This is a genomic window from Chloroflexota bacterium, from assembly GCA_016219275.1.
In the GTDB taxonomy this organism is placed as follows: domain Bacteria; phylum Chloroflexota; class Anaerolineae; order UBA4142; family UBA4142; genus JACRBM01.
In genome coordinates this window covers 13,640-39,862 of record JACRBM010000080.1, presented here as the reverse complement: position 1 = coordinate 39,862, position 26,223 = coordinate 13,640, and the positions used below count along the sequence as shown (strand labels likewise).

The following is a 26,223-nucleotide window of genomic DNA, read 5'->3' as shown; positions in this document are numbered from 1 at the left end:
TTCGAGTTCGTGGACTTCACGCCGAGTTGGTTTGCGAACAGTTAAAGTGCGCGTCATGAGTGAACCTCCTGAATTGAAATGGTACACTCATTCTAACAGAGGTTATGTGAAAATTACTCATATCGGTTATGTGAAATGACGGTTAACAAAATTTAACCTCAAAACTCTTGCATACCCAGGTTAGAGGCGTTATAATTCGGATGTTGAAAACCAGGTCTGTGAGGAGATCAACCATGAAAAGTGAGACTAGGTATTTTGTTCTGACAACATTATTGGTTAATGCTGTCCTGCTCTTTGCGCTCGGCGTACCCGTACATGCCAAACCGATGGTGGTCACATTCACGGTCAACGACACGACTGATTTGATTGACGACAATTTGACGGACGGTGTATGCCACACGACGACAAACACGTGTACGCTGCGCGCGGCGGTGATGCAAGCGAACGCGTTGGGCGGGACGAACACGATCAATTTGCCGGCGGGTATGTTTGTGCTCACGATTGCCGGGAATGGACTCGACAATGTAGGCGATCTCGACATTAGTAGCAATCTAACCATCATGGGTTCTGGTGTAGTGAATACCGTGATAGATGGAAATCAAACTAATCGGGTTTTCCGTATTTCTTCTAACTACCGAGTGGCTATCAGTGGTTTAACGATTCGAAATGGAAAGAAATACGATTTCTCAGCGTACGGTGGTGGTGTTTACAATTCGGGTAGTGTGATCCTTTCGAATGTTAACCTTGATAACAATTCTGCAGATGCCGGTGGTGGTATCTGGAGTGAAGGCGAACTTGTCGTGTCAGATAGCCAAATTATCAACAATACAAGTTGGACGATGGGTGGCGGGATTATGAGTAACGGTAGTCTGAGTCTAACGAATACTCTCATCAAACAAAACGTGGTGACAGATACCACGACTGGCTTGGGTGGTGGCTTGGCAATCTCTGGGCAAGCAGAGCTGACTAATGTTACGGTCAGTAGTAACTCTGCCCCATTCCATAGTGGCGGAATTGCCAATGGAGGGATTCTAACGGTGACCAACAGTTCTATCGTTGGTAACAGTTCTTTGAATTATTCTGCCGCCATTTTTAGTAGTCGAGGTAGCACATTGACATTGACCGCCAGTACCGTTAGTAGCAATACCACAGGTTTTGGTCTGATTTCAATTTCCGGAAACGCTTCACTGACGAATGTAACGATCAGCGGTAACACCGCGCAAGCAGGCGCGGGAATTGAAAATGCTGGAAATATCACACTTACGAACGTAACGATCAACGGCAATCAAGCGACAAACCCAAATGGGATTGCCGTAGGCGTCTACAATAGTTACAACGTGGACAGTGTCGTGCGACTCAAAAACACGATTATCGCATCGAACGGCACAACCCCAAATTGCCTGAGCGATATGGGCTTGGGAATCATTTCGCTGGGACACAACATCAGTACGGATAGCTCCTGCAATCTCAATGCGACGGGCGACAAGCCAACGACTAATCCACTTCTTGGTTCGCTCGCGAACAACGGCGGCGCGACGCAAACACACGCGCTTTTATCCGGTAGCCCGGCGATCAACACGGGTGACAACAATGGATGCCCCTCAACCGATCAGCGCGGGCAATCGCGAGTTGGGACTTGTGATATCGGCGCGTATGAGTATGGTTTGCCAACGGCGGTGGCTGTAAATTCGTTCGCGGCGTACAACGACCACACTGGGTTGCCCCGTTTGTTTCTGCTGGGAATTATCGTTATCGGTGGAGTGGTGATCGCCGGTAGCGTACGCGCGCGGCGGCGTGACGTGAGGAACTGAGTGGTTGCATAATCTGGATGCCGAAAACTTTGTCCATCAGGAGATAAATCATGAAAAGTGGGACTAGGTATTTTGTTCTGACAACATTATTGGTTAATGCTGTCTTGCTCTTTGCGCTCGGCGTACCCGTACATGCCAAACCGATGGCGGTCACATTCACGGTCAACGACACGACTGATTTGATTGACGACAATTTGACGGACGGTGTATGCCACACAACAACAAACACCTGCGCGTTGCGCGCGGCGTTGATGCAAGCGAACGCGTTGGGAGGAGCGAACTCGATTAATCTACCGGCTGGAGTGTATCTCCTGACACGTGCCGAAAGTGGCGGAGGGAATTTTCCAACTTTTGGAGATTTTGATATTACTTCTGATATGACCCTCAATGGCGCTGGAGCGAGCAACACAATTATTGATGGGAACATGCTTGATCGCGTCTTTGAAATTTGGGCACCTGCCCGTGTCACCATCTCGAATGTGACCATTCGCAACGGTTCTCCTTATCAAGCGGGAGAAGGCGGAGGGATTAACAATGCGGGGGTTCTAACGATCACTAATTCAACGGTTACCAGCAACACGGTGATTAATCGTGGAGGTGGTATCCGCAATTATGGTACTCTGTACATGTCGAATGTGAATCTGAACAACAACACTTCGGGGAGTGAAGGAGCGGGCTTGAATAATTCCGGCTTTGCTTACCTGGAAAATGTACACATCGTTTCCAATAACGGATATGTTGGAGGTGGCTTTGACAACCAAGGAACGTTGGTTTTGGAGAACAGCACGATTAGCGAGAATGTGGCATCGGTCGGTGGTGGTGTTGGTAATAGTGCTAATTTAACCATCCTAAACAGCAATATACTAACCAATACCGCAGACGCGGCGGGTGGTTTATTCAGTACAGGTTTCGTGACACTTACAAATGCCCTAATTGCAAATAACCAGGCGAACCAACGTGGTGGGGGAATTACTTCTGGTGGTTTAATGACAATCACGAATGTAACGATCAGCGGTAATACCGCGCAAGAAGTCGCGGGGATTCACAATGTTGGAAGTATGACTCTGACGAATGTAACGATAAATGGCAATCAAGCGACGAACCTGAATGGTATTGCGGCAGGTATTTACAACAGTTACACCGTGGATAGTGTCGTGCGACTCAAAAACACGATTATCGCATCGAACGGCGCAACACCGAATTGCCTGAGCGATATGGGCTTGGGAATCATTTCGCTGGGACACAACATCAGTACGGATAGCTCCTGCAATCTCAGCGCGACCGGCGACAAGCCAACGACTAATCCGCTCCTTGGTTCGCTCGCGAACAACGGCGGCGCGACGCAAACACACGCGCTTTTATCCGGTAGCCCGGCGATCAACGCAGGCGACAACAATGGATGCCCCTCAACCGATCAGCGCGGGCAATCGCGCGTTGGGACTTGTGATATCGGCGCGTATGAGTATGGTTTGCCAACGGCGGTGGCTGTAAATTCGTTCGCGGCGTACAACGATCACACTGGGTTGCCCCGTTTGTTTCTGCTGGGAATTATCGTTATCGGTGGAGTGGTGATCGCCGGCAGTGTACGCGCGCGGCGGCGTAGTGCTGGAGACTGACGCGAAAGCGTGTCTGGCGAGTTGCATAAGACGAATTGACACCGCGCGTACCCTGTGCTAGAATTTGCGCCGATGTCGCAAAAAGCCGCGCGCACAAATCGCAAAGAGATTTCCGTTTTGATCGTGATCGAAACAGCCGTCATCGGACTGGTCGCGATGGGCGTATTCGGCGTGTTGATGGATCAGTACGAACGCGCGCAGAGTACGCTCGCGCAACGCACATCCGTCGCGGTGGCAACGAATGTGTACGTCGCGATGCTGACGTCCACGCCACCCACGCACACGCCGACGAACACGGTCACTCCATCGCGCACGTCCACGCCTTCCCGCACGCCCACGCCGACGAAAACCCCCACACCGACACTCTCGCCGACGCCAACCTTGTCGCCCACACCGACGATCCCGCCCACACCCACGCTGCCGCCCACGCCGCGCCCAACGGTGACGCCGACTTCACCGCCCATCACGGCGATCAACTCGTGCGCCTCGATTGACTCACCGGGCACATATCGTTTGAGCACGGACCTGAATGCCAATGGCGAGTGCATCAAGATTCGTTCGAGTTACGTTGTGCTCGATTGCAACAATCACGCGATTCGCGGCGCTAACTTTACTGGCTATGGCGTCGCGATTCGCAAGTACGGTCTGCTCGGTTCGCAGACGCCGCAGTACGTCGAGGTGCGCGGCTGCCGCGTGTCGAATTTTCTATACGGGATTTACGTCGAAGCCGGTACCAAGCTCGTGATTCGTAACAACGACAGTTCGAACAACTATGACGATGTGGACCCTGGGTCGCGCTTTGGCAAGTTTCTTGGCATGACGGAGGGTGGCGGGATCCGTCTCAACAACACGACCGATTCCCAGGTTCTCAGCAACACCACTTTGCATCAAGCGATTGGGATTGACGTGCGGTACTCGTCGGGCATCTCGGTGCGGAGCAACACTTCGTCAGACAATTCAGCGTGGGGCATCAACTTGTTGCGGACGAACAGCAGCGAAGTGTCCGGCAACACGACCGCGGATAATGTGCGAAAATGTACCTGGGGTGCGGGCACGGTCGGTTTCGGATGCGATGCGGGCGGCATCGTCGTGCAAGATGGTTCGAACGGTAATGTGATTGCCAACAACGCGGTCGTCGGGCGGAATGGCAATGGCGTATTTATCAAAGCGCACGCGCTGCCGTGCGGCAACAACAATTCGATCATCGGCAACACGATTACAGGCGTACTCTACAACGGCGTCGAACTGAGTTTTTGTACGGGCAACAAAGTCAATGACAATCAAATGCGCGATGGACTCGACGGCGTCTGGCTTGGATTCGCACAGAACACCGAGATCAAAGGAAACTCGATTTCGAACATGAGCAATCATGGCGTCATTTCGTTGAACAGCCACAACAACATGATCTCGGGCAATCAAATCGTCAACAGCAACACGGCGTTGTATTTTTACTCGGAGGAATACGACAAGGGCGCATTTTCGTTTCTGCCGCCGGGCGATTATCGCTCGCACGGCAATTGTCTATGCGGCAATACGTTGCAGAGCAACAACGTCGCCGTGCATTTGCTCAACTCGACGCACAATCAAGTGACGAGCAACACGTATGCGAGCAATGGTCGGACGTTCCTCATTCAAGGCAATAGCGAAGGCAACAATCTGCAAGGGTTCGCACCGCTTTGGCAGTTGGCGCGCTATTTGACAATTCCGCGCTGAAATGGTAATATCGCCGTCGCTCCAAAATTATAGCAAGGGATATTCTACAATAAAGGGGTGAGGATACTGTGACGGTCAAGTTGCGAGACGGTGAGTCTTTCGACAGTTTGTTGCGCCGCTTTAACAAAGAAGTAATGGAAGGCGGCGTGATGAAAGACCTGCGCCGTCGTCGTTGGTTCGTGCCCAAAGGCGAACAACGCCGGATGGACGAACGCAAAGGTCGCCGACGCGCGCGCATGATGCGCTTGCGCCAGGATTCGGATGAAGGTTAGCCCGTGTACCAAGTAAGTTAGAAACCCGTCTGCAGAATTGAGACGGGTTTCTTGCTAGTGAGGAAACGCGGATGGACGGTTCGAAGATAACACCGCAAGATTGGGAAGCCGGCGTGGAGAAAACGATTCGCGAGGCGATGGAACGCGGCGAGTTCGATAACCTGCCTGGCAAAGGCAAGCCGCTCGATCTCAGCGTCAATCCGCATACGCCGGAAGATTGGCAGCTCGCGTACAAAATCATGCGCGATGCCGGCGTCGCGCCGGACTGGGTGGAGCAGGGTAAGGAAATTCGCGCGGCGCTCGACGCGTTGAGCAAGTGGGTGGACGAGCAAGCGCGGTGGCAACGCGCGCGCGCCGCGCAAGCGAACGCGTTACCGATTGATCGAATGATCAAAGCGCGCGATCACTTGCAATGTGTGCGCGGCGAAGTCAGCGCGATGTATCGCGCGCGCGCGACCGAGTTGAACAAGTTGATTGATGTGTTCAACCTCAAAGCGCCGCCGGGCATTCCACATTTCACGCGCATCCGCATTGATGAAGAGATTGAAAAATATCTCGATGCTAGTACAAATCCGTAGGGGCGACCACCAGGGTCGCCCCTACGGATTTTAGGCGAATGGAATCTGTTCAGAGCGTTTTATCCGTCGGCGCTTTGGGAAGGTTAAGCGGCGTCGCATTTGCCGGCGCGCTAATCTTGACATTCCCGTTCAAGTCGTAAAAGTGCATCTGCATTTGCACTTTGCCCTTTTGTTGCGGATCGTACTTGGAGTGGGTTGCCAGGATCATCCGAAACTGATGGGCGAATCCGTCGTCGCAGAGCCAGACTTTGATTTCCGCATCATCCATATTGTCGGATGTGTCTGGATTCAGAATGTCCTCCGGGTTGACTGATCGTAACCACGCTTGAGTCGCAGTCTTGTCGGCGCGATAGACATCGCAACGTTTGTTGTCGAGCGATTCGGTCGCAGCTTTCTTAAAGCTGGACCAATCGGGGTTGCCGTACCCATACCCGATCCAATCTTCCGGTCGGCGCAAAGAACTTGCAGTGTACAGGTTGGTCGCGGTATCCACATACCATTTTGCTTCCGACGCGCCTAACATCGGAACGGGTCCGCGCAAATAGACTTGGTTGCCCACCGTAATCATCTCCAATCCTTTTGGACTGGGGATCAACAAATCAATGAGGTACCCCTTCATTACGAAATGATTGTCCTTGCCCTGGGATTCGCCGCTGAAACTTAGATAAGAAAATTCGACCTTGTGCCCGGATGCGCCAGGGAGATTCCAGATGTCCCCGGCGAGCGTCATGTTCATGTCGAAACGGAGCGCTTGCGCCTTCGCCGTTTTGTCCCAACCATCCTGGATGGGACCCGGCACGCGCGTTCGAGTTGGAACGCGAACGGTGGGTTTGCGCGTGGGCAACCGATAAACCGCGGTCGGCGGCGGAGCCGTGGCAGGACGCTGTATTACCCAGGTCGCGGTGGGGGCGGGCGTGCGGGTTGAGGTTGGAGTCCACGTCGAGCGTGGTGTGGGGGTCGCGCGGTCCGGTGTCGCGGATGGAACGATCATTGCCGATTCGCGCTCACCGGTAGTTCCCGGCAAAGTGTTCAGGATGAACACTCCAAGAAGGCAGAACACAACGACAATGCAAACGCTCAGTACTCCAAGAATCGTCCACTCAGTGCGGTTCATCGAAACTCCTCTTCGTTCTTGGCGCTGGTCCCTGAACGTTCTAGGGAATTTTTTTATCCTCTCTAGTTCCTTGAGTTTGGGGAGCTGATAGTTATTGCGCGATACGCGCAAGCCGATGGAATTTTTCCGGAATCAATTTTCGCAATAAAAATTTTTCATCCTCGCCCAGCGCGCCTAGCGCGATCAAAACAATGCCGTACACAATGCCGGCAACTGGAATTGCGAGGACGACGCCCACGAGCGGAATCATCGCCCAGAGCGCGACGCCCATCACGCCGGACGCAAGCGCAGGTCGCCACGCGAGCGAAAGGAAGGGTATCGTCGCGAGATTTTTGCGGACGCTGTAGTAGAACGGCGCGAGCAGAACCATCTCAGAGAGAATCGTCGTCAGAGCCGCGCCGACATAACCGAGCGCGGGAATGGCGACCACATTCGCCGCGAGGTTGAACACGACGCCAATGATGAATGCTTTGGTGAGAAAACGTTGTTGCCCCAGCGCGATTAAAACATAGTGCGTCACACTGTTCATGAAACTGAACGGCAAAAACCAAATCAGCACTTGAAGCGCAATGGCGGAATGTGGCAAGTACGCGTCGCCGCCGATAAACCCAATCAGTTCGTGCGAAATGAAAATTGTGCCAACCGTGATCGGCAGGGCAATCCAGAGCAAAATCTTCAACGATAGGACATACGCGCGCAGCATCGCGTCCTTCGCCGACGAAGCAAGCCGCGAAAGCGCCGGGAAAATCGCAATTGTGAAATTTGATGGAATGATATTGAGCGCGTCAATAAATTTGTACGCGGTCTGATAATAACCCAATTCGGTATCGCCGCGAATCGCTTGCAGGATCAACCCATCAATCCGGAAAAACACTTTGGCGAACAGGTTGTTCAACATCAACGGATACGATTCAAAAAACATCCAGCGAATCATGGGGCGATCAAGTTCAAGGCGCGGCGCAAAAAGCGTGGTACGGACAAGCCAATAAAACACCGTCAGCTGAAAAATATTCGTAATGATTGAAACAGTCGCGAGTCCGATAATGCCGTAGCCGAGCACAAGCGCAATCACGCCGAGCGTGACCGAAAGCAAGCGCGTCGTCATGTCTACCGCGATGCGATACTCAAATCGTTCGTACGCATAGAACAGGGATGCCAGCGATGCGGCAAGCGTGCCGGGTAACATGCTGATCATCAACAAACCGATCGCGAATGCCGAGTCGGTGCTGAGATTGAAGAATTGAAGATAGACGTACGTGACGAGTGCGACCGGCAGAATCGAGGCAAGCCAGAGCAGAACGCGCAAAATCGTTCCGTTCGTCAAATAGCGATTGGCGCGGGTTCGGTCACGCGACATTTCGCGCGTGAGCAAAAGCCCCAATCCAAAATCGGTGATCGTGTCGGTAAGAGACCAAATTAGGATCGCCCAGCCGTACCGTCCCGTGCCGGTCGGACCCAGGACGCGGAATGACAAGAACGCAAACGCGAGATCAATCAGTTTCATGAGCAGCGATGTTGCCATCGGCAGGAGTGAATTTTTCGCGACGACCTGAATCTGCGATGTTGTTTCTTCGCGATAAAAACGTCGCCACGCGAGATAGGCGAATCCCAGCAACACCATCATCGCGCCGACGAACGAGGCGATGCCGCCGACGCGGAACGAGACCGGACTATAACGAAAACGAATCGTGTGCGCGCCGGCGGGGACGATGACCGCGCGAAAGTTGTAATCGGCGCGATAAAGCGATGCGTCTTGTCCATCTATCTGTGCGATCCAACCCGGAAAGTACGAATCGCTCAGCACGAGCCAGCCCGCGCAATCCTGTTCGCTTTTGACGATGACTTCGGTCAGCGCGTACTTTTCAATGCTCACCGGTTTGAGCGCGCACGTCGCGTCAATATTCGATTCGGGTTGTTGCTCGATCAAGACCCCGCGCGTTGGATCGAGTTGCTTCATCGTGTTGAGCAGTGCCGCACGATCGGTGATGACGCGCGCGCGCGGGACCATGAACGCGCGCGGCAACACCCGGTCGTTGCGATAAATCTGAATCTCTTTGTCGTAAACGAGCGTGTAGCCGGCATTGGGCAATGGACGCGTCGTCAAAACGTATTTGACGTTGAGTAAATTCAACAGCGGCGAATCGAACGGGTCGGGCTTGTAGAACGCCGCGATGCGATTGTAGAGCAATTCATCTTGCGGCGCGAGCACGCCCATCAATTCGGCGTACTGTTTCGGGATGATCGAATCGTACCCGCGAATATCGCTAATGCCGAAAAACATGCCCGCGTTCGCGTTGAACATTTTTTCGTCTGGATTATCGTAACTCGTGATGCGATAGAGCGACGGATCCTCTTGTAAAAACTGGACGGCGGGCGGCGTGAACTCGGCGAGGCGCGCGTCCGCGCGCGGATAGAATTGCATTCCGATGATGAACAAATCCGCCGCGAGAATTGCGACCGAGACCCATCGCCAACGCGCGGATTGCAAGGCGCGTATCGCAACGCCCGCGCCAATGACAAAAATCGCGAACAGTGCGACGTTGCGAAACTCGTACGAGAAAAACATTCGCCCGTTGTCGAACACTTGGCTGGCAAGGTCAGACGAATGCACGATGCGATCCGCGAACGCGATGGATTGATCGCGCCAGAACCAGGACGCGGCGAGAACGAAGAGAATCCCAATTCCGATGATGATCGGCATGAATTCGAAATCCGAAATTCGAAATTGACGGGGCGAATTTTGAATTTTGAATTTTGAATTTTGAATTATTTCCGCGCTGATTCCCGCCAGCGCCGCAACGCTCAGAGTGTACGGAAACACCCAGCGAAACGGCGAGTGCAGTTGATTGAAACCAGGCACGCCGAAAAAGAGAATTGCGTACAACGGTGTGCCAAAGGTGAACAGCAACGAAATGATGGCGAGGACGGTGAAAAGCGAAATGTGAGATGTGAGACGTGAGACGTGAGACGTGACGCGTGAGATCATCGCGATGAGTGCGAGGACGAGCGGGAGGATGCCGACGTACGAACCGGCTTCGACGTAATTCTTGATGCCCCAAAAAATCGTCCCACCCGGCGCGGGACGCGTGGTGAAATCGAACACGTCGAGGTACGTGTGATGCGTGGGGTTGCCAAAAAAATCGGGAATGAAGAATGTGATGATCTGGCGAATCGGGTACGCCCAACCTACCACGTCTTGGTACGTGACCGAGCCACTGCGAAAATTATTCTGCACTAATTCGTACAGCGGCACGATTTGAATCGCGGCAAGCGCGATGCCGATGAACGTCATCGCGGCGATGATAACCCCTATCCCGACCCTTCCTCGCCAACCGGGCAGGGAGAAGGCGCGCCACACCGTGTAGAATGCGGTCACGATCAAAACGTACATCGAAATCTCGATGTGACCGGCGAGGAATTGAATGCCGATCAACAGCGCGCCGATGAGCGCGAACAAAATCTGGCGCGCCGAATTGCGCGCGGTGACGATCAACTCGACGCACGCGAGAATCGCGGGGAGCCATGCCGCCGCGCTGATGACCATTGGAAAGGTGATGCTCACCGTCATCATCCCGCTGAACGCGAACGCGAGCGCGCTGATGATCGCGGCGACGCGACTCAAGCCAAGCACGCGCGCGAATACGAACATCGCGATCGCGGCGATGGCGAGTTGGAGCGCGACGAAAATGCCGAACGCGCGGTCGAGCGGGAGAAAGTAAAACAGAATGCTGAACGGATAGAGCGCGGATTGTTGTCCTGCCGCCAGAAACGGAACACCGCCAAAGAGGTACGGATTCCACAGCGGAATTTCTTTCGCCCGGAGCGACTCGACGAGCAGCTTTTTCCACGCGTAATTTTCGAGGACGAGATCGCTGGCGAGTTCGTTGTACGGTTGCGCGACACCGACCTGGGTCGCGAAGGAATTCCACGGCGGAAAGCGGAAGAGGTTGTCGAAGGGAATCAGCGTCCTGCCGCCGACGAGCACCGGCGCAAAGAACAACGCACCGAGCGCGACGAACAGCAAGACGACGAGGAGGTCACGCCGATTCACGCTGAAACTCTACGCGGGCGATTTTCTTTTTGAGAGGACCGTGCTGTAGACGGATTTCGATCACGCGCCAAGCCGCTTCGAGTTTGATCGGCACCGACATTTTCGATTTGCCGATGCGACGATCTTCAAAATAGATGGGCCATTCGAGAATCTTCAACCCGCTTTTTTCGGACAGGTACGCCATCTCCACTTGAAAGACGTACCCGTTCGAGATCACATTGTCGAGTTGAATGTGTTCGAGCGCGCGGCGGCTCCAGCACTTGAACCCGGCAGTCGCATCGCGCACTTGCAGACCCAGGATCGCGCGCACCCACACGCTGTTCGCCCACCAACTGAGCAAGTACCGCCAGCCGCTCCAACGCGGATCGAGCTTGCCGCCCGGCGCGTAACGCGAACCGACCACGACGTCGTGCGCGTCCATCCTGCCGACGAATCGCGGTAAATAATCCGGCGAATGCGAAAAGTCCGTGTCCATTTGAATAATGCAATCCGCATTGTGCGCGAGCGCCCATTTGAAACCCGTGACGTACGCAGTGCCCAGCCCCAGTTTTCCCGGACGGTGCATGACGGAGACCTGGTCGCGGTGCTGTTCGCTCAAGCGTTCGGCGATTTGACCAGTGCCATCTTGTGAATGGTCGTCCACTACAAGGATATGCAATGGATCGAGAGGCAAAGCCAGGAGCGCGCGAATCATCGGCTCAAGATTCTGCGCTTCGTTGTAGGTGGGTAGGATGATGTATGTATTCATGCGCGCGGATTATAGCATCGTCAAGATGAAAGGTCAATTTGAAATTTCTGATTTCCGATTTCCGATTTCCGATTTTGGATTTGCGGATGTGGCGTTATAGGTCCAATCCAAAATCCAAAATCGAAAATCAAAATCAAAAATTCTATACGCGATTGCCAATCTTAAGAAACTTGAGTATAATACCGGTGAGTTCGTGTGCGCTCCGGAGAAAGTGAGATGCCTTCATCTATCTTGATCGTGGCTAGCGATAAAACCGCGGTCGTATCATACGCGAATCTGTTCAACAAAAAAGAATTCACGGTATATACTGCGACGAGCGGACGACAAGCGGTGGCGCAAGCCAAAGCGCATCGGCTCGATATTCTGGTCGTGGATGTCGCCTCGCGCATCAATTGCAAAGCCGTGTGCCGCAAGGTCAAGAGCGAGTCCTCTGCGCCGCTCATCGCGATTGCCGCGGCGAGCGCCAAAATAGATTCTGCCTTGACGCCGATTGCGGTCGTACAAAAACCCGTATCTGGGAAAAAGTTGCTCGCGCGCGTCAAAACGGTGTTGGAGAACAAGCCGCCGCGTTTGCTCAAGGCGGCCGGACTCACGATTGATGTGGAAAAGCACAAACTGACGCGCGGCAATAAACGTTTTTCGTTGACGCCGAAAGAATTTATTTTGATCAAACTGTTTATCGCTAAAGCGGGACAAATCGTCACGCGTAAAATGTTGATGCGCGAAGTCTGGGAAACGGATTATCTGGGCGACACGCGGACACTCGACGTGCATATTCGTTGGCTGCGCGAAAAGATCGAAGACAATGCTAGCAAGCCGCAACGTTTGTTGACGGTGCGCGGGCAGGGGTACAAGTTTGTGGCGAGTTAGTCGTGTGGTCAGTTGGTCGCGTGGTTGGAGCATAGTCCGCCACGCGATTTTTTATTACGCGACTCGGGTTATTTTGTTGCGCGACTTGTGAGTGACAATGAGCCACATAAAGTACGGAATCGCAAGTTGTCGTTTGATGCGCCGCGGTTCCCGCACCAAACGATACGTCCACTCGAATCCTGCTTCGCGCATCCAGCGCGGCGCGCGCGGCACGATGCCGGCGAGCGTATCGAATGTCCCGCCGACACCCATCGCAAGCGCAACGCCGGGCAGGAGCGAGGCGTTGCGCGCGATCCACAACTCTTGCTTCGGTGGACCGTACGCCACGAACAGGATTCGCGCACGCGATTCATTGATGCGTCGCGTGATTGCTTCGTCCTCGGCAGGCGCGGGCGAACCCGCGTAGCATCCCGCAATTTGCAAACGCGGATGTTTCGCGGCGAGGGCTTGCGCGGCGCGCTCCGCGATTCCCGCGCGCGCGCCGAGCAGAAACACACGCTCGCCACGTTCCGCTGCGAGCGCGCAGATTCGATCCATCAAGTCTTGACCGGCGACGCGTTCACGAAATGGCGCACCCATTCGCCGCGCTGCCCAAAGCAAGCCAACGCCATCCGGCGTGTTGAGCGCCGTCGCGTTCAACACGCGCGCGAATTCCGCGTCGGTCTGTGCCATTACGACGAATTCCGGATTCACAGTCGCGATATGGTGTAACCCAGGTTCGCGCAAAAATAGTTCGACGCGCGCCATCGCCTCGGCGTACGTTACGTTGTCAATGCGGATGTTGAGGAGAGTGATTGAGTTAGCCATCTCGGTGAAAAATAAAAAGGAGACAAGCAGGTGTCTCGTTCGCCCCTTGTCTCCCTTACGGATTTATTTTTTTATTTTGCGTTTTGTTGTCTTGGTGTCAAGCGGGAGATCAGCCGGGAAAGGAGCCAGTCCTTCTTTTTGTGCGGCGAGCCAGAGTGATTGGTCGAAAGTTGCTATGGTTACCGTCGCGCCCAAGCCCTCCTGCCACACGAGCGCCGCGGCGAGGTGAACAGCGTCATAGCCGCGCAAGTGGTGTTCCCACGCCAGTGTGTCGGCGCGCATCACAAGATGATCTGTGACATGGATACGCGTCAAATCGCTCCATTCGTTTCTAAATTTTTGAAGATTTGAAAGCGCCACCGTTTGTTCTAACGCGCCGATTCGGACGGCTTTGGCAAGCGCCGCTACTACTTCAACTCGGGTTATTGTAACCGTACCATTGGTCTCGGCGCGTGCGGTGGCTTGGTTTACCTCAGCTGTTCCTGCTTCAATCACGTACCGTTTGACTAATGCGCTAGTATCAAGGTAAAGAAACATCTGATGGCTCTGTTCAATCGCGATTTTCTAGCACGAGATCGGATAGTGTTTTTGTACCGCGCAGGCGCGCGCTCGGTTTTGCCGGTTTCAGATTTCGCCCGCTCCACTCGATCACACCGGCTTTGATCAATTCCTGCATCCGCTCCTCGGTGGACGATTTGACCGGCACGATGCGCCCGACTGGTTTGCCACGTTCGGTGATGACGAGTGTGTTGCCGGCTTTAACTTGGCGGATGTATCTGGCGAGTTGTTCTTTCAGTTCGCGAATACCGACGGTTGTTTGCGCCATTTTCCCTCCCGTCCAATGTGTCCACATTATACCTAAAGAGGGCACATTGAGCAAGCACCCCTTCTACTCCACTTCCGTCAATGCCTTCTCGAAAATTCCGAGTCCTTCTTCCACCAAATCCTTGCCGATCATCAACGCGGGCATAAAGCGCATTGTGCTTTGCCCGCAACCCAGTGTGAGCAAGCCGCGCTCGAAACAACGGTGTACCAACTGCGTTCGCATCGCGCGCGCCGGTTCTTTCGTCGCGCGGTCCTTGACGAGTTCGACGCCGATCATCAGTCCCTTGCCGCGTACCTGACCAACGCTGGGGTGCCGCGCCTGCATTTCGCACAACGCGTCGAACATGTACGCACCCATCGTCGTTGCGTTTTGCATGTACTCGCGTTCGACGAGTTCGAGCGTTTTAAGCGCGGCGACGCACGCGATCGGATTGCCGCCGTACGTGTTGCCGTGCGCGCCGGGTTTCCATTTCGCGCCGACCGATTTACGCGCCGCCATCGCACCCATCGGCACGCCGCTCGCGATGCCTTTCGCGATGCACACAATATCCGGCTCGACATTCCAATGTTGAATCGCCCACCACTTGCCGGTGCGACCGACGCCGGCTTGAACTTCGTCTACGATCAACAAGATGCCGTGCTTGTCGCACAACGCGCGCAGACGCGGAAAGAAATTCGGCGGTGGCACAATGTATCCGCCTTCGCCCTGGATCGGTTCGACGAGTACCGCTGCGACTTCGTCGGGTGGCAATGCTTCGGGGAATAGGACGTTCTCGATGTAATCCACCACGGCATCGCCAATGTCGCCGCCGGGCGGAATCGGAAACACGGGACGATACGGGTCGGGGAAGGGCACGTGCCACACGCCGGGCATCGTCGGGAAAAAGCGTTCTTGCTGGCGCGCTTTGCTCGCGGTGAACGAGAGCGAACCCATCGAGCGTCCGTGGAACGCCCCCAGGAATCCGATGAACTGGCGGCGTCCCGTCGCATAGCGCGCGAGTTTCAACGCGGCTTCAACCGATTCGGTGCCGGAATTGGCGAGGAAGACAGTCACAGCTTCTTTCATCGGCGCGATCTCGTCAATGCGCTCGGCGACGCGTACCATCACATCGTGATAAAAGTCGGACGAGATGTGGATGAATTTTTCGGCTTGCGCCTGAATCGCTTTCACGATTTCCGGATGACAATGCCCGGTCGAATTGACCGCGATGCCCGCGCAGAAATCAATGTAGCGATTGCCGTCTACATCCCAGACCTCCGCGCCGAGTCCGCGTTCCATCACGAATCCGTAATCGCGCGCGTACGAGGGTGACAATACACGCGCGTCGCGTTCGAGAATGGCTTGGGCTTGAGGTCCGGGAGGAGTAACCAGGATTCGGTTCGACATTGAAACCTCCTTGGTGTTGAATAGTACGCTTCGCCAGAATCCAGGTTTCTTCGAGAGACCTGGATTCCTTTTAGGTTAAACCCAGGCGTTGTGCGAAGCGGATGCCGAAATCCGCGATCGGGTCGAAGATGAAACGTAGACGTGTGACAATCGTCGTGATGCCCGCGCCGAGCGCCGCGCCTGCGATGACATCGCTCGGATAATGCACGCCGGCGTACACGCGCGACCACGCGAACAACATCCCCAGGATTCCGAGTGCGATGCCGAGGCGCCGATTTGTGTACCACGCGCCCGCCGCGAAACAGAATGCCGTCGCGATGGGGATGCTGGGAAACGACGAAACGGATGGACGATAGAAAAGTAGTTTTACCGGTTCAGTGGCAAATGGGCGCGGACGAAAATAGACGTACGACAAATCCTTGATGAGCGCGTTCGTAAATAAAATACCCAGCGCGATGAAAATGACCGCGCGGCGATTGCGCGCGCGTTCTTCTTCAGTTGCGCCGGAAAACCAGACCCCGATCGCGATGAGCGCCATCGTCGTCGGTACCGCATGGTCGTTGACGAGCGCGCGCGCGAGCCAATCCATCAACGGGATCGCGCCGACGAAATCGTTGATCAGATGAAACAGCCAAACGTCGAGACTCATCCCGTCGGCTCTTTCTCGCGGGTCGGTTTGGGCGCCGGCGCGAACGCGCGGAGACGCGCCAACGCGAAGGCGACGACGCGTGTGGTCGGCACCGCCAGGATCACCGCGCCGACGAACAGCGCGAAAAATTCGCCGCCCGCGAGCGCGGGGATGAAAATTTCCTGGTCGGTCGTAAAGAACCACCCGAAACCGCAGACGATCATCGCCGCGCCAAGCGCGTAACCCAGGTTGATGTCCAACCACATCAAATCGCGGCGTTGATAATGCGCCGCGACGCCCTGAATCACACCTAAAATGGCAAAAAAGCAAAACACAAAATAGTTGATGGCTTGCGTGCCAGTGCCAAAGTGGAGCAGGTCGAGGAAAAATGTTTTTTCTTCCATCGGCTAGTGCATTCCGCTGATGTTGCCATGTTCGTCCACGTCTATGTGAGTTCCAGCCGGAACGCGCGGCAATGCCGGCATCGTGCGCACATCGCCGCCCATCGCGACAAGATAACCCGCGCCCGCCGCGATGCGAACGTCGCGCACCGGGATGCGGAACCGACGCGGACGACCTTTGAGTTTTTCGTCGTGCGAAAGCGAGAGGTGCGTCTTTGCCAAGCAAATCGGCAGTGTACCCAAACCTAGTTCGGTGTACTGTTTAATTTTTTGTTCTGCTATCGGCGTATACTCGACACCCTCTCCGCCGTACATCCGATCTACGATACGTTCGATTTTTTCCTTGATCGGCAATTCGAGCGCGTACAGATATTTGAACTGCGCTTGTTTTTTGCACGCATGCACGACCGCCTCGGCGAGCGAGATCGCGCCCGCGCCGCCGCGCGAGTACGCATCCGACACGAACGCGCCTTCCGCGCCGGACTCGCGCGCGATTTTTTCGACCATCGCGATTTCGCGTTCGGTGTCATGCTCGAACCGATTCACCGCGACGACGACCGGCACGCCGAACCACAACGCGTTCTCGATGTGCTTGATCAGATTGGCGCAACCGCGTTCGAGCGCCGGCAAATTTTCCTTGGTTAATTCATCGGGCAGAGGTTTCCCGGCGACGACCGTGCCCGCGCCGCCGTGCATCTTGAGCGCGCGCGTCGTCGCAACCAGGACGACGGCGTTTGGCGTCAAGCCGGAATAACGGCACTTGATGTCGAAAAATTTTTCCATGCCCAGTTCCGAACCCAGACCCGATTCCGTGATGACGTAATCGCTCAGTTTCAACGCGATGTGATCGGCGAGCACCGAGTTGTTGCCATGTGCGATACTGCCAAACGGTCCGGTGTGAATCAACGCCGGTGTGTGTTCGATGGTTTGTAGGAGGTTGGGCTGGATCGCGTCGCGCAACAATGCCGCCATCGCGCCGGCGCATTGCAGATCATCGGCGGTCACCGGTTTCCCGGCACGTGTCATGCCGACGACGATGCGACCCAGGCGCGCGCGTAAATCAATGCGGGAAGCCGCCAGCGCGAGCGTCGCCATCACTTCGCTCGACACCGCCAGATCAAAGTTCGTTTCGCGCGGTACACCACCCTCGCGTCCGCCCAGACCGATCGCGACGTGGCGCAGTGCGCGATCGTTCATATCGAGCACGCGCGGCCAAGTGATCGAGAATGGATCAATATCGAACGCGTTGCCTTGATATAAATGATTGTCGAGGAATGACGCGAGCAGGTTGTGCGCCATCGCGACCGCGTGTGTGTCGCCGGTGAGATGCAAGTTGATGTCGTCAATCGGCAGAACGCGCGCGTGACCGCCGCCGGTGCCGCCGCCTTTGACGCCGAACACTGGTCCGAGCGACGGCTGACGCATACATACTGCTGCGCGCTGTCCCACGCGATTCAACGCCATCGCGAGACCGACGGTTGTCGTCGTTTTGCCTTCGCCCAGCGGCGTCGGCGTCATCGAAGTGACGACGACGTACTTGCCGTTCGGTTGATCGGCGAAGCGGGTGAGCGCATCGAGCGAAATTTTCGCTTTGAATTTGCCATACGGAAAAAGCTCTTCGTCCGACAAACCCATTGCGCGCGCGATGTCGCCGATCGGTTTCGGTTCAGGAAAAGTAGATGGAATCACAGTTTGCTTTCGACGTGCTTGTTATTTTCGATTTTCGATTTCGGATTGACCGCGCAATCCAAAATCCAAAATCCAAAATTATTTCCATTGTACTTTGACCGCGCGTCGTTCGCCCTCAAAGTCAATGAACGCGACGCGTTTGTTCGCGATGGCGTACTCGAAAAGTTTTTTCACGAGCAACGCGTCTTGCAGGCAGTACTCTTCGAGCCGTTCTTGGAACCACCGACCCAGTTCGTTAACGCGTTGCGCGCCCTCTTGATCGCCAACATCGAGCAGCGCGAGCGACCACTTGTCGCGCAGGATCGCGGCAAAGCGATTCCACACGACGGCTTGCGCGGCGGTCGCGCTCTTTTCTTTGCCGAGCGTCGCCTCGGCGAGCGCGGCGAGCGAGACGCGATGTCCCAGCCGATTTTCGAGATCGGCTTGCAAATCGAAACTGCGCGAGTCGAGTAGTTTTTTCAAATCTTCCGGCGCATCGGGCAATGGTTTTTCGATGATGCGTTTGCCGGAGACGGGATCAATCTTTTCGTGGACGGGACGTTCGGGCGACCACGCGAGCACGGTGTTGTCAAAGCGCAGAATGTTGAAACCGACGATGCGCGTGTGCGCGAGCAAATGCTCGGTGAGCGGCGCGGTGGTACGAAAAAATTGCGCGTCGTGGCACGCGCACCATGTCGCGCCGACCGAAAGACGCAACACCCGAATCGCCGCGTCCTGGTCGGGATTGCTCGTGTCGAGCAGCTCTTTCGTTTCGAGGTCGTAAAAGATGTCGGACATGATGCCGGTATTCTACACGACGCGGGGAGAACGCGCAAGAGGCGAAACGTATGAGGGTGTGCGTCAAAATTTTGGAACACTCAACCTTGCGAAGATTTCGACGACAAATCAAATAGGATTGCCGTTCAACCTTCGCAAGGTTTCTTCACCACCCAAAAACTTGACGCCCACCCAACGTATGACAGCGCGTACCCAGCTTTCTGCTGGTTTCGCTCGTAACTCAAACCTACTATAGACGCATAGCGCACAGAGAGCAAAGAGGGAATAATAAGCCAGAACTGTGTGACCTTTGTGATCTCTGTGGTTGAAATACAGCGTGGCTGAGTTACTTGCGTTTTCGGTTGCGCGCCCCAGGAATTCTACTTCACATTCACCACAAAGTTGAACGTCGCCACCTTGCCCACGCTTGTGTCTTGCATCGCGACGAGAAGTTTGGGATTGTAGATCGAGTCGCGCGCATTGCCGGCTTCGTTCGGGAAATAGATTTGCGTGGTGATCACGGGTTGGTTCGGCGCTTGCACCTTGACGTGAATGTGCCGCGTGCGACCAGGATACAAGCCGGGCAACACGGTTTCGAGACGATACTGTCCCGCGTTGTCTGTCAATTGATAGCCGCGATATTTGTACCCCGAATTGTCGTACTCGCCCTTGTCATCCGCTTGCCAAAAGTCCACGCGCGCGCGCGCGATCGGTTTGCAATCCGTCGAAAGCACGTACCCGATGACCAGGATTTTTGTGCCGGTCGTCCCAGGTTCGGTGAGCGTCGCGCGTTCGGGCGGATTCTGTTTGTAGTACGGACCTTCGGTCTGCGCCGGTGTGGCTTCGAGTGTGCCGCGACACACCGGGGTTGGCACAACGTCGCGCGCCGCGGAGGACTGGGTCGGCGCGGGTTGCGTTGCCGCTGGCGCGGCAGTGGACGGCGCGTTTGTCGGTCGCGTGGTCGCGGTCGCCTGTGGTGCCGGTACGCTCGTCGGTTGCACAATCGCCGTCGCTTGTGGCGCGGGTGCGCTCGTCGGTTGTCCGGCGCACGCCGCAAGCAGGAGCGTGAGTACGGAAAACAAAATTGCGCGCGATAGAATGTGTCGCGCCAGATTGGTATATCTATTTTTCATTGTGATTACCTCGTCTATCCCGCAATGATTTGCGCGGAGCATCGGGAGAGCAGATTCTACCAAATTTGTGGGCGATGGACAAGTGCCGGGCAAGGGCGTCTTGCTCTTGCCGCGCAAAAAAATCAGAGTATAATGTTTTGGAAATTGGAAGGTGGAGGTTGGAAATTGGATGATGGAATTCGGAGACTGGAGCGGTCTCCAGTTACCAATTTCCAATTATCCACTTCCAATTTCCAAATTCCAACATCTAAACGATTGGGAGATGGAGAATGACTAGTCAACGCTTGACCGATCCGTTTGGCGCGCGTGCGACATTCGATACCGGACTCGTCTTGTACCGGCTTGACCGGCTGGAAAAAGCCGGTATCGTCAGCAACCTGGCGCGCTTGCCATTTTCAATTCGCATTCTGCTCGAAGACGTTTTGCGAACGTGCGATGGTTTTCTAGTTACCCAAGACGATGTGACCCGGCTCGCGCACTGGGACGCAAAAAATCCCACACTCGGCGAACTGCCGTTTATGCCGGCGCGCGTCATCATGCAAGATTTCACCGGCGTGCCGTGCGTCGTTGACCTTGCCGCGATGCGCGACGCGGTCAAGCGGCTCGGCGGGGATGCGAAGAAAATCAATCCGCTCGTCCCGGTGGATTTAGTGATTGATCACTCGGTGCTAGTAGATTATTTTGGCAACGGGGACGCGTTGCAGAAAAATGCGCAACTCGAATTCGAGCGCAATCGCGAGCGGTACGAATTTTTGCGTTGGGGTTCACAAGCGTTCGAGAATCTGCGCGTCGTCCCGCCGGCGACCGGCATCATCCACCAGGTCAACCTCGAATATCTCGCGCAAGGTGTGCTCACGCGTGAGGGCGTGGTGTATCCCGATACCGTCGTCGGCACCGATTCGCACACGACGATGATCAACGGTCTCGGCGTCCTGGGTTGGGGCGTCGGCGGTATCGAAGCCGAAGCGGTGATGCTGGGTCAGCCGTACTACATGGTCACACCGCAGGTCGTCGGGTTCAAACTGCACGGCGCGCTGCGCGATGGTGTGACCGCGACCGATCTCACATTGACCGTGACGCAGATGCTTCGCAAAAAAGGCGTCGTGGACAAGTTCGTCGAATTTTACGGCACGGGCTTGTCGAACATTTCGTTGCCCGATCGCGCGACGATTGCGAACATGGCGCCCGATTATGGCGCGACGATGGGCTTTTTCCAGACGGATGCCGAAACGATTCGGTACTTGCGCGCGACCGGTCGCGCGAAATCAGCGGACTTGCTCGAACGATACGCGAAAGAGCAGGGCTTGTATCGTACCGACGCGACGCCCGATCCCGTGTTCACCGATACGCTCGAACTCAATCTCGCAGAGGTCGAGCCGAGTCTCGCCGGACCGAAACGTCCGCAAGATCGCGTCGCGTTGCGCGATTTGAAAACCGCGTTGCGTAAATCGTTGACCGCGCCGGTCAAAGAACGCGGGTACGGTTTGTCGGATACTGAGGCAGGCAAGACCGTGCCAGTGACCTGGGATGCGCAATCGAAAATAGAAAACCGAAAATCCGAAATTTCTCACGGCGCGGTTGTGCTGGCTGGCATCACGTCTTGCACGAACACAAGCAACCCATCGGTGATGATCGGCGCGGGCTTGCTCGCGAAAAAAGCGGTCGAAGCCGGCTTGACCGTCAAGCCGCACGTCAAAACATCGCTCGCGCCCGGTTCCAAGGTCGTGACCGAATATCTCGACAAAGCCGGTCTCACGCCGTTCTTGCAAAAGCTGGGATTTTACACGACCGGGTACGGCTGCACAGTTTGTATCGGTAATTCGGGTCCCTTGCCCGACCCGGTTTCGAAAGCGATCAACGAGAACAATCTTGTCGCGGCGGCAGTGATTTCCGGCAATCGCAATTTTGAAGGTCGCGTGCACGCGCAGATCAAAGCGAATTTTCTCGCGTCGCCGCCGCTCGTCGTCGCGTACGCGCTCGCGGGCACGACCGACATCAATCTCGAAACTGAACCGCTCGGCGCAGGTAAGGACAGCAAGCCAGTTTTCTTGCGCGATATTTGGCCCTCGCAAAAAGAAATCGCGGACACGATTGCTTCATCGGTGGATTCGACGATGTTCACCAAGACATACGCGAACGTGTTCGACGGCAATCCGATGTGGAACGCGATTCCGGTGAGCGGTGGCGATGCGTACGAGTGGAATTCGAATTCGACCTACATTCAGAATCCGCCGTTCTTTGCCGATTTGAAACCGGACCTTAAACCCTTGAGCGAAATTCGCAACGCGCGTGTGCTCGGCATTTTCGGCGACAGCATCACGACCGATCACATTTCGCCGGCGGGCGGCATCGCCAAGAATTCACCGGCGGGCAAGTACCTCATCGAGCATGGCGTGACGCCGGAAGATTTCAACCAGTACGGCACGCGGCGTGGCAATCACGAGGTGATGATGCGCGGGACGTTCGCGAACATTCGGCTCAAAAATCTTTTGCTGGGCGGCGAAGAGGGCGGCAACACATTGCATTTCCCCGATGGAGCCAAGATACCGATGTACGACGCGGCGATGAAGTACATCGCCGAGAATGTTCCGCTCGTCGTGATCGCGGGCAAAGAGTACGGCACAGGGTCGTCGCGCGATTGGGCGGCGAAGGGAGTGGCATTGCTCGGCATCAAGGCAGCCATCGCGGAATCGTTCGAACGGATTCATCGCGGCAACTTGATCGGCATGGGTGTGCTGCCTATGCAGTTCAAACCTGGGGAAAGCGCGGCAACATACAATCTCACTGGGCGCGAGGTTATCAGCGTCCTGGGTATCAGCGACAATATCAAGTCGCGCCAAGAGTTGCGCGTTGAAGCGAAACGCGAAGATGGGACGACGGTCGCGTTCAACGTGATCGCGCGGCTCGATACGCCGGTCGAGGTCGAGTACTACAAGAACGGCGGCATTCTGCAAACGGTTCTGCGGAATTTGATGAAGGCGTAAACCAAGACCTGGAAGGTTTGCAAAACCTTCCAGGTCTTGGTTTTCAACACATCGCGCCGGTTGTGCGCTCCGATCTCACCGCGTGAGAACGATCACCGCCACGATTAACGCCAACAATACGGTCGCGATGCCGACCAGCATCCACATTTGGATGTGTAAGCGTGCCGGTTCGGCGGGGAGAGGCGCGGGCTTGGCAACGCGCGGGAACGATGCGGATGCCGAGGTCGCGAACACGCGTGCTTGGGCGCGCGCGCGTTCGCGTAATTTGCGAATGCGGAGCCACCACACGGCGTCTTTGGCGGCTTCGCTCTTGGGATCGAGGTTGAGCGCCTGCTCCATACACGCGAGCGCCTCGTCCACATCCAGCGCGACACTCCCGCGCCAAAACCACGCGAGCATATTGTGCGGATCCAGCTCCGTCGCGTTCTTGAGCAGTTCGTAGGCGCGTTCAGTATCCCCTTCGTGTAACGCGCGTTGCGCGTCTTCGACCCATTGCGTCGCGCGTTCCACCGCCGTGCGCGATGCCGGCGCGGCGGACTGGCGCGTTTGCGCCCAGCGCAAACCGGCAAGCGCGCGCACACTCTGCGGATTTTGTTTGAGCGCCTGATTCAAACAACTGATCGTCTCGTTCAAATCCTCGGTCACGCCGCCGCGCCAGACCCAGGCGTGTTCGTTCGCACTATCCAATTGCGTGGCGCGTACGAGCAGACGATACGCCCACGCGCGTTGACCGGCTTCGGCGAGCGCGCGCCCCAGCGCGACGAACGACGCCGCGAGCGAAGGGTTTTCGATTTGCGCGAGCATCGAGTTCTTGATTTTCTCTTCGACAAGCGCGTCCAGTTCCGTGCGCGCTTCTTTGTTGTCCGGCGCGAGCGCGAGCGTATAACCCCAACTGACGATCGCTTCGTCGGCGTTCGGCGTGGCGGAGGCATAGCCCACCCAGCCGCGCACATCGTTCGGGTTTAACTCGATCACGCGCGCGTACAACGCGGACGCGCGCACCTTGTCGCCATTCGCGTACGCTTTTTTTGCGTGGCGCAAAATAGTTTCCAAGTCTTCCCACGGATGAATGACCGGGGGCACGGAATCTAGCGGTAAAGCGGTGGCTTGGCTACTCACAATTCTTTTTCCATGATCGCAGGATATAATTTGCCTTTGGCATGCACGCGCAACAACGCGTCAACTACATCGGGATCGAACTGGGTGCCGCGATTGCGGAGAATTTCCGCGACCGCCGTTTCGACGGACAAGCCCTTGCGGTACGGGCGATCCGAGGTCATCGCATCGAACGTGTCCACGACAGCGAGCAAACGTCCCTCAAGCGGAATCTCTTTGCCGGCGAGTCCGAACGGATACCCTTTGCCGTCGTAGCGCTCTTGATGATACAACACGTACGGCAACATCAGTCGCAACGCGGCGACGCCTTCGAGCATTTGCGCGCCGACAATGGGATGTTGTTTCATCTCGGCGTACTCGTCGTCGGTCAGTCCGCTGGGTTTGCGGAGAACGATGTCGCGAATGCCGATTTTGCCAATGTCGTGCAATAGCGCGCCGCCTTCGAGCGTATCGAGTTGTTCGCGCGACCATCCCAGTTCGCGCGCCGTCTCCAACGCGATGTCGGTGACGCGGCTCGTGTGCCCCGCGGTGTACGGGTCGCGCGCTTCAACGGCATTCGCGATGATGCGGACGATGTCGGTGAACGAGCGGCGCAACTCGGAATACAGCCGCGCGTTCTCCAACGCGATGGTGCCCTGGATCGCAAAGGCGACGAGCAATTCGCTGTCGTCCTCGCCGAACGGGGTGCCGTCGAGTTTGTTCATGATCTCGATTACACCCAGGGTGGTAGATTGATTTTTGAGCGGCACGCAGAGTAGACTTTGGGTGATGCGCTGAGTGCTCTCGTCCACATCGCCATAATGGCGCGGATCGGACTTGGCGTCGTTGACGATGAGCGGTTTGCCCTCGCGCATCACCGTGCCGACAATCCCCGCGCCGGGCGGTAGTTTGGTGCCAATGAGTTGACTGCCGGCGGGACCGGTCGCGACCTTGAAAACGAGTCCACCGGTTTCCGGGTCTACCAATAACAGCGAGCCGGCTTCACAATGCAATAACTCGACTGCTTTGTCAATAATCGAATGGAGAACCGAATCAACCTCGAGCGTCGCGATCAAACTCGCGCTGATCTCGACCAGGTTTTCCATTTGTAACGCGCGGCGTTGCAAACGGCGATGCGTGCGCGCGTTTTGCAACGCCACGCTGGCTTGATGACTGAGCGCCTCGACGACGCGCATTTCGGCGTGCGTGAACCAAGGCGAACTGACGCGTCGGCTGAGACACAGCACACCCAGCGTCGTGAGCGAAGGCGCGATGAGCAACGGCACGCAAATCGAAGAGCCGATGGCATTGGGTTTGGGATGTGCGTGCGGATACTCGTCCGCGTTCAAAGCACCGAGCAACAACAAAGGTTGTCGTTTTTCGGCGACCCAGCCGACGACGCCCTCGCCGAATTTGATGCGCGTGCGCGCGACGACCGAATCCGGCAAATCGCGCGCGGCGGCGATGTGCAACTCGTTGGTGGACTCGTCCACCAACAACAGCGTTGCGCCGTCCGCCTTGCCGAGATGAATGGCGGCGTCCACAATCGCGTGAGTGATGTGGTGCCATTCCACAATCGCGTTGAGCCGCGCGCCAGTGGCGTACAAGGTCGCCAACTCGGCGTAGCGCCGGCGCAATTCCTCCATCGCGTCGCGCGTCGAGATCGCTTCAGGTGTGGTCAACGGCTCGGGAAAATCGGTCATCCACACATTGCCGGACTGATCGAGAAAAGGCGGCGCGCTCAT

General features: G+C 55.9%; 21 protein-coding genes. 7 read left to right on the top strand and 14 right to left on the bottom strand.

The genetic code is table 11. The features are described from left to right. The first annotated feature begins 233 nt into the window (after positions 1–233). The 5 genes from HY868_22145 (at position 234) to HY868_22125 (ending at position 5,990) form a co-directional block, all read left to right on the top strand. Positions 234–1,811 (top strand): hypothetical protein, encoded by a 1,578-nt coding sequence (locus tag HY868_22145; protein ID MBI5304853.1) that lies wholly within the window; start codon positions 234–236, stop codon positions 1,809–1,811. A 50-nt stretch (positions 1,812–1,861) separates the two neighbouring features. Beyond that, positions 1,862–3,427 carry a hypothetical protein gene (locus tag HY868_22140; GenBank protein MBI5304852.1) on the top strand — a complete coding sequence of 522 codons (1,566 nt, stop codon included), beginning with the start codon at positions 1,862–1,864 and terminating at the stop codon, positions 3,425–3,427. A gap of 72 nt (positions 3,428–3,499) precedes the next feature. Then, complete coding sequence (locus HY868_22135) at positions 3,500–5,140, top strand: right-handed parallel beta-helix repeat-containing protein (protein ID MBI5304851.1); 1,641 nt, start codon at positions 3,500–3,502, stop codon at positions 5,138–5,140. Between the two features lie 68 nt (positions 5,141–5,208). Next, positions 5,209–5,412 (top strand): 30S ribosomal protein S21, encoded by a 204-nt coding sequence (rpsU, locus tag HY868_22130; protein ID MBI5304850.1) that lies wholly within the window; start codon positions 5,209–5,211, stop codon positions 5,410–5,412. A 71-nt stretch (positions 5,413–5,483) separates the two neighbouring features. Beyond that, on the top strand, positions 5,484–5,990 hold the full coding sequence (locus HY868_22125) for a DUF1992 domain-containing protein (GenBank protein MBI5304849.1): 507 nt from the start codon (positions 5,484–5,486) through the stop codon (positions 5,988–5,990). Between the two features lie 49 nt (positions 5,991–6,039). On the opposite strand, the gene HY868_22120 is transcribed toward HY868_22125, so the two are convergent. The 3 genes from HY868_22120 to HY868_22110 form a co-directional block, all read right to left on the bottom strand. Further along, entirely contained in the window at positions 6,040–7,104 is a 1,065-nt protein-coding gene (locus tag HY868_22120) for a hypothetical protein (GenBank protein MBI5304848.1), read from the bottom strand. Between the two features lie 91 nt (positions 7,105–7,195). Next, positions 7,196–11,155 (bottom strand): oligosaccharide flippase family protein, encoded by a 3,960-nt coding sequence (locus HY868_22115; protein ID MBI5304847.1) that lies wholly within the window; start codon positions 11,153–11,155, stop codon positions 7,196–7,198. Next, positions 11,142–11,903, bottom strand: coding sequence for a polyprenol monophosphomannose synthase (locus tag HY868_22110; GenBank protein ID MBI5304846.1), 762 nt, complete (start codon positions 11,901–11,903; stop codon positions 11,142–11,144). Before HY868_22110 ends, HY868_22115 begins: the two co-directional genes overlap by 14 nt. A gap of 216 nt (positions 11,904–12,119) precedes the next feature. Between HY868_22110 and HY868_22105 the strand changes: the two genes are divergently transcribed. Further along, complete coding sequence (locus HY868_22105) at positions 12,120–12,773, top strand: response regulator transcription factor (GenBank protein MBI5304845.1); 654 nt, start codon at positions 12,120–12,122, stop codon at positions 12,771–12,773. A gap of 54 nt (positions 12,774–12,827) precedes the next feature. On the opposite strand, the gene HY868_22100 is transcribed toward HY868_22105, so the two are convergent. From HY868_22100 to HY868_22060, 9 genes are all read right to left on the bottom strand, one after another. Then, the gene (locus tag HY868_22100) at positions 12,828–13,580 is read right to left on the bottom strand and encodes a WecB/TagA/CpsF family glycosyltransferase (GenBank protein MBI5304844.1); all 753 of its coding nucleotides are present in this window, start codon (positions 13,578–13,580) and stop codon (positions 12,828–12,830) included. A gap of 63 nt (positions 13,581–13,643) precedes the next feature. After that, the gene (locus HY868_22095) at positions 13,644–14,117 is read right to left on the bottom strand and encodes a type II toxin-antitoxin system VapC family toxin (protein ID MBI5304843.1); all 474 of its coding nucleotides are present in this window, start codon (positions 14,115–14,117) and stop codon (positions 13,644–13,646) included. Positions 14,118–14,130: 13 nt separating this feature from the next. Continuing rightward, positions 14,131–14,406: a type II toxin-antitoxin system prevent-host-death family antitoxin gene (locus tag HY868_22090; GenBank protein MBI5304842.1), complete on the bottom strand. Its 276-nt coding sequence runs from the start codon at positions 14,404–14,406 to the stop codon at positions 14,131–14,133. Positions 14,407–14,469: 63 nt separating this feature from the next. Next, entirely contained in the window at positions 14,470–15,792 is a 1,323-nt protein-coding gene (locus tag HY868_22085; GenBank protein ID MBI5304841.1) for an acetyl ornithine aminotransferase family protein, read from the bottom strand. A gap of 70 nt (positions 15,793–15,862) precedes the next feature. Then, positions 15,863–16,441, bottom strand: a complete 579-nt coding sequence (locus tag HY868_22080; GenBank protein MBI5304840.1) for a phosphatase PAP2 family protein — start codon at positions 16,439–16,441, stop codon at positions 15,863–15,865. Beyond that, positions 16,438–16,824, bottom strand: coding sequence for a hypothetical protein (locus tag HY868_22075; protein MBI5304839.1), 387 nt, complete (start codon positions 16,822–16,824; stop codon positions 16,438–16,440). Before HY868_22075 ends, HY868_22080 begins: the two co-directional genes overlap by 4 nt. A gap of 3 nt (positions 16,825–16,827) precedes the next feature. After that, the gene (locus HY868_22070) at positions 16,828–18,456 is read right to left on the bottom strand and encodes a formate--tetrahydrofolate ligase (protein ID MBI5304838.1); all 1,629 of its coding nucleotides are present in this window, start codon (positions 18,454–18,456) and stop codon (positions 16,828–16,830) included. Between the two features lie 132 nt (positions 18,457–18,588). Further along, on the bottom strand, positions 18,589–19,287 hold the full coding sequence (locus HY868_22065) for a hypothetical protein (GenBank protein MBI5304837.1): 699 nt from the start codon (positions 19,285–19,287) through the stop codon (positions 18,589–18,591). Positions 19,288–19,646: 359 nt separating this feature from the next. Beyond that, positions 19,647–20,399 carry a dioxygenase gene (locus HY868_22060; GenBank protein ID MBI5304836.1) on the bottom strand — a complete coding sequence of 251 codons (753 nt, stop codon included), beginning with the start codon at positions 20,397–20,399 and terminating at the stop codon, positions 19,647–19,649. 269 nt (positions 20,400–20,668) lie between these two features. Between HY868_22060 and acnA the strand changes: the two genes are divergently transcribed. Beyond that, a complete protein-coding gene (gene acnA / locus HY868_22055) occupies positions 20,669–23,383 on the top strand; it encodes an aconitate hydratase AcnA (protein MBI5304835.1) in 2,715 nt (904 codons plus the stop codon). Between the two features lie 75 nt (positions 23,384–23,458). On the opposite strand, the gene HY868_22050 is transcribed toward acnA, so the two are convergent. Together HY868_22050 and HY868_22045 are read right to left on the bottom strand one after the other, a co-directional pair. Continuing rightward, positions 23,459–24,502: a hypothetical protein gene (locus HY868_22050; GenBank protein MBI5304834.1), complete on the bottom strand. Its 1,044-nt coding sequence runs from the start codon at positions 24,500–24,502 to the stop codon at positions 23,459–23,461. After that, entirely contained in the window at positions 24,499–26,223 is a 1,725-nt protein-coding gene (locus tag HY868_22045) for a GAF domain-containing protein (protein ID MBI5304833.1), read from the bottom strand. The genes HY868_22050 and HY868_22045 overlap by 4 nt, the downstream gene beginning before the upstream one ends.